The 11,336-nt window shown below is 67.9% G+C and carries 11 protein-coding genes and 2 pseudogenes; 3 read left to right on the forward strand and 10 right to left on the reverse strand.

Annotation, left to right across the window (positions count from 1 at the left end; genetic code table 11):
* The first annotated feature begins 99 nt into the window (after nt 1-99).
* Nucleotides 100-1,326 carry a PE-PPE domain-containing protein gene (locus PGN37_RS26525; RefSeq protein WP_335333936.1) on the forward strand — a complete coding sequence of 409 codons (1,227 nt, stop codon included), beginning with the start codon at nt 100-102 and terminating at the stop codon, nt 1,324-1,326.
* A gap of 7 nt (nt 1,327-1,333) precedes the next feature.
* On the opposite strand, the gene PGN37_RS26530 is transcribed toward PGN37_RS26525, so the two are convergent.
* On the reverse strand, nt 1,334-1,621 hold the full coding sequence (locus PGN37_RS26530) for a hypothetical protein (protein ID WP_335333937.1): 288 nt from the start codon (nt 1,619-1,621) through the stop codon (nt 1,334-1,336).
* Between the two features lie 191 nt (nt 1,622-1,812).
* Between PGN37_RS26530 and PGN37_RS26535 the strand changes: the two genes are divergently transcribed.
* Together PGN37_RS26535 and PGN37_RS26540 are read left to right on the forward strand one after the other, a co-directional pair.
* Nucleotides 1,813-1,977, forward strand: a complete 165-nt coding sequence (locus tag PGN37_RS26535) for a hypothetical protein (protein WP_335333938.1) — start codon at nt 1,813-1,815, stop codon at nt 1,975-1,977.
* A gap of 71 nt (nt 1,978-2,048) precedes the next feature.
* Nucleotides 2,049-3,209, forward strand: coding sequence for a DUF7159 family protein (locus tag PGN37_RS26540; protein ID WP_335333939.1), 1,161 nt, complete (start codon nt 2,049-2,051; stop codon nt 3,207-3,209).
* Here the strand turns inward: PGN37_RS26540 and PGN37_RS26545 are convergent.
* From PGN37_RS26545 to PGN37_RS26585, 9 genes and pseudogenes are all read right to left on the reverse strand, one after another.
* A complete protein-coding gene (locus PGN37_RS26545; protein WP_335333940.1) occupies nt 3,206-4,180 on the reverse strand; it encodes a 2-hydroxyacid dehydrogenase in 975 nt (324 codons plus the stop codon). The genes PGN37_RS26540 and PGN37_RS26545 overlap by 4 nt on opposite strands.
* 1 nt (nt 4,181) lies before the next feature.
* Nucleotides 4,182-5,519, reverse strand: a complete 1,338-nt coding sequence (locus PGN37_RS26550) for an enolase C-terminal domain-like protein (RefSeq protein ID WP_335333941.1) — start codon at nt 5,517-5,519, stop codon at nt 4,182-4,184.
* Between the two features lie 17 nt (nt 5,520-5,536).
* Nucleotides 5,537-6,334: an IclR family transcriptional regulator gene (locus tag PGN37_RS26555; protein WP_335333942.1), complete on the reverse strand. Its 798-nt coding sequence runs from the start codon at nt 6,332-6,334 to the stop codon at nt 5,537-5,539.
* Nucleotides 6,335-6,356: 22 nt separating this feature from the next.
* The gene (locus PGN37_RS26560; protein ID WP_335333943.1) at nt 6,357-7,079 is read right to left on the reverse strand and encodes a sulfite exporter TauE/SafE family protein; all 723 of its coding nucleotides are present in this window, start codon (nt 7,077-7,079) and stop codon (nt 6,357-6,359) included.
* A complete protein-coding gene (locus tag PGN37_RS26565; RefSeq protein ID WP_335333944.1) occupies nt 7,076-8,101 on the reverse strand; it encodes an ABC transporter ATP-binding protein in 1,026 nt (341 codons plus the stop codon). The genes PGN37_RS26560 and PGN37_RS26565 overlap by 4 nt, the downstream gene beginning before the upstream one ends.
* The gene (locus PGN37_RS26570) at nt 8,094-9,113 is read right to left on the reverse strand and encodes an ABC transporter ATP-binding protein (protein WP_335333945.1); all 1,020 of its coding nucleotides are present in this window, start codon (nt 9,111-9,113) and stop codon (nt 8,094-8,096) included. The genes PGN37_RS26565 and PGN37_RS26570 overlap by 8 nt, the downstream gene beginning before the upstream one ends.
* Nucleotides 9,110-10,097 (reverse strand): annotated as a pseudogene (locus PGN37_RS26575) (ABC transporter permease). Before PGN37_RS26575 ends, PGN37_RS26570 begins: the two are co-directional and overlap by 4 nt.
* 31 nt (nt 10,098-10,128) lie before the next feature.
* A complete protein-coding gene (locus PGN37_RS26580; RefSeq protein WP_335333946.1) occupies nt 10,129-11,058 on the reverse strand; it encodes an ABC transporter permease in 930 nt (309 codons plus the stop codon).
* A gap of 20 nt (nt 11,059-11,078) precedes the next feature.
* Nucleotides 11,079-11,336: pseudogene (locus PGN37_RS26585) on the reverse strand (ABC transporter substrate-binding protein); the annotation flags it as partial.

Raw genomic sequence — 11,336 nt, forward strand, 5'->3', positions numbered from 1 at the left:
ACCTTTCAAGGGGGAGTTATGGGCATTCGTCGGACGCGTGCACACGGCAGGCATCGAGCGCAGAAGCCGCAAGCGACCAGGAGGCGCGCCAAGGCAGCAGTGACCGCGGTCGGCATGGCCGGCGTCGCCGTCGCCGGCGCGGCGGTCCTCGGGACCGCCCCGACGATGTCGGTGAGCCCCCAGCTGCTCGCGACCCTGCACTACCTGCGAGGCACCACCAACGGTCACCAGGCCACTCAGCAGGAGTACGAGGACTTCATCGGCGCTGTGGTCAACGGCACCGGCGCGCCGCAGACCGATGGCTCCTACGAGAAGGTCGACTACAACGCCGGATTCTGGCCCATTTCGGCGGGCGGCTTCAGAGACCTGAAATTCGACGAGTCCGTCGCCGAGGGTGTGGCCAACCTTGGGCAGGCGGGTGTTGCCAACGGGGACGTGATCTTTGGCTTCTCCCAGGGTGCGGCCGTCGCGTCGCAGTACAAGGCGACCCATGAGGGCAACACCTACATCCTCGTGGCGAATCCGAACCGGCCCAACGGCGGCATCTTGGAACGCTTTGAGGGGCTGCACATCCCGATCCTCGACGTCACCTTCAACGGGCCCACCTCCGACGGAGACCCCACCATCGACGTCGCTCGCCAGTACGACGGCTGGTCCGATTTCCCCACGTATCTGTGGAATCCGCTGGCGATCGCCAATGCGATCGCGGGGATGGCCCTGGTACACGGGAACACTCAGTTCGATCTGACGGCCGAGGATCTGATTGCGGCAAGGGAGTCGGGCGACAGCGACTACTACCAGGTCCACGGCAACACCACCTATTACGTGGTGCGGACCTACCCGATCCCGTTGCTGATGCCACTCGATCCCTTCCTGCCCGCTCCGGTGATCGCGGCCCTGGACGCACCACTGCGCAAGATCATCGAAACTGCGTACGACAGAAGTGATTACGGTGCACCGACGCGCGCCACCATCTTCCCGCGCCGCAACGCGCAGCCGCAGGTGGCGACGGTGGACGAGCCGCAAGTCGTCGAGCCGGAGCAGTCGCAGCGGTCGACGCCGGAACCGCGCGAGCAGGACCAGGACCAGGACCAGGATCAGGACCACAAGCGCACGTCCTGGACTCCCGGAAAGCATCTCCGTGAGGCGCTCGAGGACGCGAAGGCGACCCGCGACGAGAAGAAGAGTGCACGTCACGAGCGCGACGGCGACTCCGCGTCGAGCAACGACGCGACGGCCGAGGACGCCCCGAAGAAGGTCCAGGCCCCGTCACAGTCCGACGACTCGAAGGCCGACAGCCCCGCCGCGAACGGCGAGGCTGCCTGACCTCTGGTCACCACACGCGGTGGACGTGGCGGTGGTGGCGGTGCCGGACAGTGTGCGCGGCAGGGGTGTGCACGTGAGTCTTCGGTGATGTCGCGATGGAGGGGCTGAACACTCGCGGCTGGGTGGGCATGTGCGACCTGGTGTCACGCGGGGTGCTCGGCGCATGGCCGTTGTGCGCAGGAGTCGAGTGCGTGGTCGAGGGAGCCGCGGCGGCGGTCCCGGCGAGTCCGAGCGCGCCACCTAGGATGCCGGCGGTGAGCAGGGGTGCGGCGACGATGCGGGCGGTGATGTTCATGATGATTTCCTTTGTCTGCGTTGATATTTGGTTTCTCTGCCGGGGTGTCCCGGCGTTGATATGAGAATGCCCGGCGTCGGGGGTTTCCGTCTGTCCGCTGGGCAGTGGACGGCGGGGACGAAACCCTGGTCCTCCGATCGGGGGATGCCGGTCGGCTGGTGGGGTGCGGTCTGGGATGCGATGTTGTGTCGATGACGTCTGCGCACTGCTCCCGCTGCGGCGCTGACCGGCCATCGTGGTTGGGGGAGCCGCATCGCTGCGTCGGCAACGCCGACCTGTCCTGGTTGAACTTCCATGGGATGAGCGCGCACGCGGCGATGGCGTGGCGACGCCACCTGCTCGAAGGTGCGCCCTGAGCGAGATTTGCGGGTCACGGCAGGCGCGGTAGGGTCGTCGATTAGTCGCAGAGAGATCGGATCGTGACGTCATGGACCTTGTGCTCGGCCTGTCGATGACGTCGTCATCGGTGCGCTGGGTGCTGGTCGAAGGCACCGCCGGTGACGGCGCCACCATCGATCGGGGATCCGTCGACCGTGCCGGCGTGGACGCCGGCGCGCTGCTCGACTCCCTGATCGGCGAGGACGCCTCCCGCCGCCTGCATGCCGTGGGCCTGACCTGGTGTTCTTCGGCGGAAAGCACCGCGAGCGCGGTGTGGCAGGCGCTGACCGACCGTGGTGTCGAGAACGTCATCGCGGTCTCCGATATCGAGGCGGCCGAGACTCTGGCGCTCGGTATCGCCGAGGTCGCCGGACACGAGCGGGTCATCGTCTACGTCGCGGAACCCGCAGCATCGGTGCTGGTCGGGGTGACCCCTGACGGCGTCACGGCAGACCGTGTGGACGGAGCCGCACTCGCAGAAGCGGAGCTCCCGGCCGCAGACGCGGCGATCGTGCTGGGCTCCGGTGACATCGCTGGGGCCATGGCCGTCCTGCAGCAGCGCACGAACGCCGCGGTGGTGTCTGCCGATCAATCGGAGCTGGCACTCGCCCGAGGGGCCGCGTCGGCGGCGGCATCGGCGGTCGCCCTGCTCGAGGTCGCCGACCGATCCTCGGGGCGGCGCCTCTCGGCCACCGCGGTGCTGGCCTCGGTCCTGGCTGCCGCCGTCGTGACGCTCGTGGTGTCGGTGTCGGCAGCCGTCGGGCTGAGCCTCACCCCCGATCCCGCCCCGCACATGGCGCGCTCGGTGCAGAACGAGGTGCCCGAGGCGGCCCCGCCGGCCCCCGAAGTCGTGGCTCCGCCCGCGCCGGCCGCGCCGCCGCCGGCCCCTGCGGCGCCCGTCGTCAACGAGGTGCCGGCTCCCGAGGCCGTGGAGCTACCCGCTCCGCCCGAGGCGGCGCCCGTGGTGGAGCAACCCCCGGCTGCCGCGCCCCCGCCGGCGCCGGAGTACGTGCCGCCCGCCCCGGCGCCGGACTACCTGGCCCCCGCGCCGGGTGCGCCGGTCCTGGTCCCCCCGGGTGGTCCGCTCCCGGCGGCCGTGCCTCCCCCGGTGGTCGTCGACAATCCGCAGCCGCGGCTGCGCGATCGCATCATCGAACGCATCCCGATCATCAACCGGTTCCACGAGCCGCAGTACGACTACACGCCCTAGCTCGGAGTCCCGGCGAGCACGTTGCGCAGCGGCGTGCCCTGCTGCAACCGCAGGATGTTCGCCGTCACGTCCTCGACACGGCCCGCGAAGGTGTCCGACGTGACACCGGACGAGTGCGGTGTCATCAGCACGTTGGGTAGCTCGCCAAAAAGGAAATCGCTGGGGGCACAGGGACTTCCGTCGGTCGGATAGCGGTACCAGACGTCGATCGCGGCCGCGGCGATCACGCCCCCGGCCAGCGCCTCGTAGAGCGCCTGCTCCTGCACCAGCGGGCCGCGCCCGACGTTGATCAGAACCCCGTCGGCGCCCAGCCCCGCGAGCTGTGAGGCGCCGATCATTCCCGCGGTCGCAGAGTTCAGCGGGGCTGACACCACGACGACGTCACTCTCGCGCATCAGCCGGTCGAGCGCACCGGTGTCGCTCACCCACGCGAGCCCCTCGTCGTGCGCGCCGCGGCCTGAACCGGTGACCGCAGCGCCGGTGCACCCGAACGCGCGCAACAGATTCCAGCTGCACCGCCCGATGTGGCCGAACCCGACGAAACCGATTCGCGCCTCACCCAGTGTGGCGGCCTGGTCGATCGAACGGTCGTAGACCGACGTCGACCAGACCCCGTCCCGGAGCTCGCGATCCTGGACGAGGAAGCGGCGGCGCAACATCACCGCGGCAGCCGCCACGTACTCGGCGATGGAACGTTCGTGGTGAAAGGTGTTGGCGACGAGTGTGTCCGGGTCCAACGCCGCGAAGTCGATCTTGTCGGTGCCCGCGCCGGCGACGTGGATCAGTCGTAACTTCTCGGCGTTGCGGGCCATGTCGGCGGTGAACCGACTGCCGACATACACGTCCGCATCGCGTAGGTCCGACTCGGTGGCGCCGTCCGGCAGCCAACAGATGTCCGACCCCGCGGGTGCCATCTCCTCGAAGCGGTCTCGGTGGGGAAGGAGATTCGGATCGGCGACGACGATCTTCACGTCAGTTCCTCTGCAGTGCTGGACGTTTGCTGTCGAAGGACCAGCCGGGGATCAGGTACTGCATCGCTATCGAATCATCGCGGACACCGAGCCCCTCGGCGCGGTACAACGCATGGGCCGCTGCGACGGCGTCCTCGTCGAGCGTCACACCCAACCCCGGTGCGTCGGGCACGGTCAGGTGGCCGTCGACGATGTCGTACGGGTCGACGGTGATGGCCTGCCCGTCCTGCCAGATCCAGTGGGTGTCGATCGCGGTGATATTGCCGGGCGCCGCAGCGGCGACGTGTGTGAACATCGCCAGCGACACGTCGAAGTGGTTGTTGGAGTGCGATCCCCACGTCAGACCCCAGGCGTCGCACAGCTGCGCGACACGCACCGACCCGGCCATCGTCCAGAAGTGCGGGTCGGCCAGCGGGATGTCCACCGCCCCGGCCCGTATCGCATGTCCCATCTCCCGCCAGTCGGTGGCGATCATGTTCGTCGCGGTGGGTAGTCCGGTGGCCCGTTTGAACTCCGCCATCACCTCGCGCCCGGAGAAGCCACGCTCGGGACCGACGGGGTCTTCGGCGTAGGCGAGCACATCGCGAAGCTCGCGGCAGGTCCGGATCGCGTCGTCGAGCAGCCACCCCCCGTTGGGATCCAGGGTGATCCGCGCCTCCGGGAAGCGTTCGGCCAGCGCGATGACGGCTTTCGCCTCGTCGGCCGCAGGCAGCACTCCGCCTTTGAGTTTGAAATCGGCGAACCCGTAGCGAGCCTGCGCGGCCTCGGCGAGCCGGACGATCGCATCGGGGGTCAGTGCCTCGTCGTGGCGCACCGTCATCCAGTCGTCGGCATCCGCGGGTTCGTCTGCAGCAGAGCGGTAGGCGAGGTCGGTCCTGCGGCGGTCGCCGACGAAGAAGAGGTACCCGAGTGCCTGGACGCGGTCGCGGACCTGCCCGTCACCGAGCAGTGCCGCCACCGGGACCTCGAGATGCTGCCCCAGCAGGTCGAGCAGAGCCGACTCGACGGCCGTGACGGCGTGCACGGCCACCCGGAGATCGAAGGTCTGCGCGCCGCGTCCCCCCGCGTCGCGATCGCCGAATGCGCGGCGCACGTCGTTGAGCACGGCGTGGTAGTCGCCGATACTGCGGCCGGCGATCAGGTGTCGTGCGTCCTCCAGCGTGCGGCGGATCGGTTCGCCGCCGGGAACCTCGCCGACGCCGGTGTTGCCTGCCGAGTCGGAGATGACCACGAGATTGCGGGTGAAGAACGGCCCGTGCGCACCGGACAGGTTGAGCAGCATGCTGTCGTGTCCGGCGATCGGGATCACGGTGACATCGGTGACCACGGGTGTTCTCATGGGGTTCCTCTCGGGCATCATGACGCAAACCATTTGTCGCCGTTGGCCAGTGGGCGCACGACACGGGAGACCTTGTCGCCGGTGCTCTGCAGCGCGTCGATGATCTCGCGCTCGCGCTGCGGACTCAGTCGGTCGACAGGTATCGACGCGCTGATCGCGTCCTGTGCGGGCCGGCAGTAACGCAGCGGTACCGCGAAACACCTGACCCCAGCGGTGTTTTCCTGGTCGTCTCCCGCGTAACCGCGGATGCGGGCCTCGTCGAGTTGGCTGTCGAGCACGGCGCGTTCGGTGATCGTCTGGGATGTCAGAGGTGTCAGGACCGGCGGGATGTGCCGTTCGCGCTCGACACCGAACTGTTCGGCCAGCAAGGCCTTCCCGAGCGAGGTGGCGTAGGCGGGCAAGCGCCTGCCGACGCGATTCGCAGTGCGCGCGTACTGCTGGGATTCGCGCGTGGCGAGGTAGACGATGTCGGTGCCGTCGAGGCGGCCGAGGTGGAATGTTTCGTCGAGGGCTGCGCGCAGGTCGTCCAGGAAGGGGACGATCAGCGGAAGGTACGGATCGCTGTCGAGGTAGCTGGTACCGACCAGCAGAGCGCGGATACCGATGCCGTAGAGCGTTCCCGTGGAGTCCGAGTGGACCCAGCCCTGACCGACGAGAGTGCGCAGGAGCGCATGCGCACTGCTGCGCGGCATGTCGAGAGCATCGCTGATCTCCCGCAACCGCGCGGGCTCGTCGTGGCGGCCGGCCAGGTACTCCAGCAGCTCGACGGTGCGAACCGCGGACTTGACCTTGCGCACCGGAAGGTCCTCTGTCACGACAACTCCCTCACAAGCTCTCTCACAAGGCCAACAGTTCGCGGCCGATCAGCAGCGCAGCGCCCACGGCGGAGACGACGATCGCCACTCGACGCAGCCGGGCCGGATTGAGATGCCGGTTCACCATCACGGACAACAGATAGCCCGCCACCGCCGCAGGTACCAGCACGGTGAAGCCCCACCAGGTGCGTTCGTCCACGGCGCCGGTGACGAACAGCACGATCAACGACATCACCGACCCCACCAGGAAGAACCCGCCCATGGTGCCGCGCAGCCGGGGTCCGGAATTGCGTTGCCACACCAACGCCATCGGAGGACCACCGATGGAGGTCGCCGTCCCGAGCAGTCCGGAGGTCGCTCCTGCGATCACCACGTTGCGTCGGCGTGGCGCCGGAATCCAACCGCTGCTGGTCAGTACCACTCCGCCGAGGACGACAGCGGCCAGCATCAGTGACAGCGCGCGGTGCGGCAGTGCCGCGAGAAGAAGGGCGCCGGCGATGGTGCCGGGTACTCGACCGACGAGCGCCCAGCCGGTGCCGGACAGGTCGATCGCCTCCCGCTCGCGCACCACGACGATCAGCGTCACCAGGGTCGCCATCATGATCAGTGTGCCCGGAATCAGCGCCGGATCGACCAGGGCGACGATCGGTGCCGCGAACATGCCCATGCCGAAGCCGATCGACGCCTGCAGGGCGGATGCCAGGAAGATCGCCACGGCGAGAATGCAATACCCGCCGACACTCATGCCGGCACGGTTTCACGGCCACTCCCTTCGAGCAGCAGAGGATGGTGGCATTCGGCGGCATGCTCGGGTGTGGCAGGGTCGACGGCCAGGGGCGGTGTCGTGGTCGCACACACGTCGGTCGCTTTCCAGCACCGGGTCCGGAATCGGCATCCCGACGGTGGATCGATCGGTGACGGGACTTCACCCTTGAGCAGGATGCGCTCACCGCGGCGGGAACTGTCGAGTGAGGGCGCGGCCGACATCAGGGCCGCGGTGTAGGGGTGGTTGGACCGCTCGTAGACCGCCTCGGTGGGCCCGTTCTCGATGATCCGGCCCAGGTACATCACGGCCACCCGGTCGGCCACGTGGCGGACCACTGACAGGTCGTGGGAGATGAAGATGTAGCTGATGCCGAGTTGGTCCTGCAGGTCGTTGAGCAGGTTGAGTACCTGCGCCTGTACCGACAGGTCGAGAGCGGAGACCGGTTCATCGCAGATGATCACATCGGGGTCGAGCGCCAGTGCCCGTGCGATACCGATGCGCTGCCGCTGTCCCCCGGAGAACTCCTGGGGATACTTATTGGCGGCCTTGGCGCCGAGACCGACCATGTCGAGCAGGCCGCGGACCCGCATGTCGCGGTCCTGTCGGTTCTTCACCACGCCTTTGTGGCTGCGCCACGGTTCGGCGATGATCTCGGCGGCCGACATGCGCGAGTTCAGTGACGCGTAGGGGTCCTGGAACACCATCTGCACCCGGCGGCGGAACGCAAGGAGTTCAGATCCCCTGAGGCTGAAGGGGTCGACGCCGTCGAAGCGCACGGTGCCCTCGTCGGGCCGCTCGAGCATCATCAGCGTCCGGGCCAACGTGGACTTGCCGCAGCCGGATTCGCCGACGAGGCCGAGTGTTTCGCCGTGCTTGAGGTCCAGCGTGATGCCGTCGAGTGCGCGAAGGGCGCTTTTGCCGGCGTGCGGTACCCGGAAGGACTTGCGGATGTCGCGAACCTCGAGCAGGGGACTCCCGTTCGACTTGGATCGATCAGACATTGGTGACCTCTTCCGGGAAGTGGCAGGCTGTCGCGCGGTCGGTGCCCGACAGGACCGGCCGTGTCGTCGCGCAGATGTCGCGGGCCAACGGGCAGCGGGCCTGATAAACACAGCCGGCGGGGACCGCGTGCAGGTCAGGTGGTGAGCCGCCGATGGACTTCAGGCTGTCGCCGCGGCGCGCATTGACCGGAACCGAGTTCAGCAACCCCTTGGTGTACGGATGCCGGGGGTTCGCGAAAACCTCCGCGACAGAGCCGGTCTCGACGATGTTTCCGGCGTACATCACGGCGACGCGATCGGCTTCCTCGGCGACCAGGGCGAGGTCGTGGGTGATGAGCACGACGGCCATGTTGTATTCGGAGCGCAGGTCCCGTAGCAGCGCCATGATCTGCGCCTGCACCGTGACGTCGAGCGCAGTGGTGGGCTCGTCGGCGATCAACACGCTCGGATTCAGCGCGACGGCCATCGCGATCAGCAGCCGTTGGCGCATCCCGCCGGAGAACTGGTGCGGATACGAGTTCATCCTCGTCTCTGGCTGCGGGATTCCCACCCTGGCCATCAACTCGACGGCCTTGCCCTTGGCCTCTTTCGCGGAGAGCCCGTGGTGTATACGAAACGGTTCGGCCAGTTGGGTTCCGACCGTGTAGAGCGGGTTCAGTGCGGTCAGCGCATCCTGGAAGACGATGGCCAGTTCGGTGCCCGCCATCGCACGACGCTTCTTGCGGTCGGCCGTCACCAGATCGACGGTCCCGCCCCGGTGCGCGAGTCGTGCGCTGCCACCGACGATGTCGGCGACGGGCTCGAGCAGGCCGACCAGGGCCGTCGCCGTCATCGACTTGCCGCAGCCGGATTCGCCGAGCAGAGCCAGGGTTTCGCCGCGCCGGGCGCCGAAGGACACCTCGTTGACCGCCCGCAGCGTGCCGGAGATCGTGCGGACCTCCACCGACAGTCCGTCGACCTCGAGGACCGGTGACGAGTCGACGTGGATGTCGTGGTCGGCGAGTGCACTCATCGCAGGGCCTTTCCGGTCTTGGTGAAGGCGGCCAGCCGCTTTTGCGGGACGGTGAGACGCCACCGCTGGCCCGGTCGGTGGCGATACGTGCCCAGGCGGCCAGGATCGTCGCCGAGACTGTGGTGATCACGATGGCAAGACCGGGGAAGAACGACAGCCACCAGGCGCTGTGCAGATAGGTCCGGCCCTGGGAGACCATCAGTCCCCAGCTGACGTCCGGGGGCTGGATACCGATGCCCAGGAAGCTGAGCGAGCTCTCGGCCAGCATGACGTAGCAGAAATCGAGTGTCGCGACGGTGAGCAGGGTGGGAAGCACGATCGGTAGCACGTGTCGGCCGATGATCGAGTTGGCGCCGGCTCCGAAAGTGCGTGCGGCGTCGACGAAGACGCGGCTCTGCAGTTCGGCGGACTCGGCCCGGGCGGTACGCAGGTACACCGGGATACGGGTGATGGCCAGAACCAGAACGATGTTGGCGGCGCTGGGGGAGAAGACGTAGAGCACGACGACGGCGAGCAGCAGAGACGGGAAGCTCATGATCACATCGGCGATGCGCATCGCCACGGTTTCGCGCCAGCCGCGGTGGTAGCCCGCCCACATTCCGATCGCCGAGCCGACGACTGCGGAGATCACCACAGCGGGCACGGCAACCGACAGTGTGGTGCGGCAGGCGACGACGAGTCTGGCGAGCATGCTGCGGCCCAGGGGATCGGTACCCAGGATGTTCGCCCAGCCGTGGCTGAGGGTGAACGGTGCCTGGTTGGAGTTGTCCAGGTCGATGCGCGTGGCGAGGTCGCCGAACAGGACGGGGCCGAGCAGTGCCGTGAGGAACACGAGCCGAGGACGCATGCGGCGGCGAACGCGACGCGGTCGTTGATCAGCAGCCGGAACCACAGTGACCGGCCGCGCGTACGTGCGCTGTCGGTGTCGTCCTCGCCGACGATCGCCGTGGTGGGTTTGACCGGGATCAGGTCGATCTGAGTCATGAGTGTGCTCCTAGCGGTCTGGGTTGCCGTCTTAGACGCGAGCCGGTTCCCGCACCCGCGCGTCGAGCAGCGCGTAGCAGGCGTCGATGAAGATGTTGAGCAGGAAGATGCTGACCGCGGTGAGCAGCACCGCGGCCTGCAGGACCGCGAAGTCCCGCTGCAGGATGGCGTCGATCATCAGTTTTCCGATTCCGGGCCACCCGAAGATGGCCTCGACCACGACCGCGCCGTTGATGAGCCCGACGGCGAGGTCGCCGGCCACGGTGAGGGCGGGCGCGGCGGCGTTGCGCAGGGCGTGGTGGCTGACGACGCGGAAGTCGCTGGCGCCCTTGCTGCGAGCCAGTCGCACGTACGGTGCTGACAGCGCTGAGACCATGGCTCCGCGGACCACCTGGGTGAGCACGCCGAGGGGCCGGATCATCAGCGTCGCGATCGGCAGAATCCAGCTGAGCATGCCGTCGTCGACCCCGGAGGTGGGCAGCCAGCCGAGCAGCACCGCGAACAGCCACACGCCGGTGATGGCGAACCAGAAGTCGGGGATCGACGCGGCGGTCATGGACAGCAGGCTGGAGAACCGATCGGCCAGCGAGTTGGGGCGGTATGCGGCCCAGCAGCCGATGACGACGGCGCCGACGATGGCCAGGAGCATCGTGGTGATCGCCAGCTGCAGTGTGGCGGGGAAGGCCCGCAGAGCCATGTCCGCCGCGGACTCACCGGTGCGCAGCGAGGTGCCGAAGTCGAGGTGCAGAACTCCCTTGAAGTAGTCCATCAACTGGGTGATCAGCGGATCGTTGAAGCCGTTCGCCGCGGCGAACTCGGCGCGCTGGTCGGCGGTGGCGGACTCGGGCAGGTACAGGTTCGTGGGGTCACCGGTGAGCCGGGCGAGGAGGAACACGCCGAGCAGCACGATGATCAACGGCAGTGCGCTGGAGTACATCCGGCGCCGGACGAAGGGGAACATGGGGCTGGCCTTCCTGTTTCTCAGGACTGGTCGGTGCGGTCGTCACCGGCAGGAGTCATCGCGGCGAGCCGCATCTCGTCGCCCGTCGCGGGATCGGGGGTGTAGTCGACGCGGGGGGATTTGCCGAGGATGCCCTTCATGTGGGCGATGTAGGCCATTTGCATGATCTCCTTGGGTTCCTCGGCGAACAGTTCGGCGAATGCATCCTGCCTGGCCTGCCCGGTCAGTGCCTCGGCGGCCCGGATCTTGGCGTCGAATTCTGTTGTGCCATAGGCGCT

Origin of the sequence: Mycobacterium kyogaense, from assembly GCF_036946525.1 — a bacterium.
Taxonomy (GTDB): domain Bacteria; phylum Actinomycetota; class Actinomycetes; order Mycobacteriales; family Mycobacteriaceae; genus Mycobacterium; species Mycobacterium kyogaense_A.

Bases quoted from the DNA above. Each gene is read 5' to 3' on its own strand.
- PGN37_RS26530 (WP_335333937.1), bottom strand. From the start codon at position 1,621: ATGAACATCACCGCCCGCATCGTCGCCGCACCCCTGCTCACCGCCGGC.
- PGN37_RS26535 (WP_335333938.1), top strand. From the start codon at position 1,813: ATGACGTCTGCGCACTGCTCCCGCTGCGGCGCTGACCGGCCATCGTGG.
- PGN37_RS26540 (WP_335333939.1), top strand. From the start codon at position 2,049: ATGGACCTTGTGCTCGGCCTGTCGATGACGTCGTCATCGGTGCGCTGG.
- PGN37_RS26550 (WP_335333941.1), bottom strand. From the start codon at position 5,519: ATGAGAACACCCGTGGTCACCGATGTCACCGTGATCCCGATCGCCGGA.
- PGN37_RS26560 (WP_335333943.1), bottom strand. From the start codon at position 7,079: ATGAGTGTCGGCGGGTATTGCATTCTCGCCGTGGCGATCTTCCTGGCA.
- PGN37_RS26565 (WP_335333944.1), bottom strand. From the start codon at position 8,101: ATGTCTGATCGATCCAAGTCGAACGGGAGTCCCCTGCTCGAGGTTCGC.
- PGN37_RS26570 (WP_335333945.1), bottom strand. From the start codon at position 9,113: ATGAGTGCACTCGCCGACCACGACATCCACGTCGACTCGTCACCGGTC.
- PGN37_RS26580 (WP_335333946.1), bottom strand. From the start codon at position 11,058: ATGTTCCCCTTCGTCCGGCGCCGGATGTACTCCAGCGCACTGCCGTTG.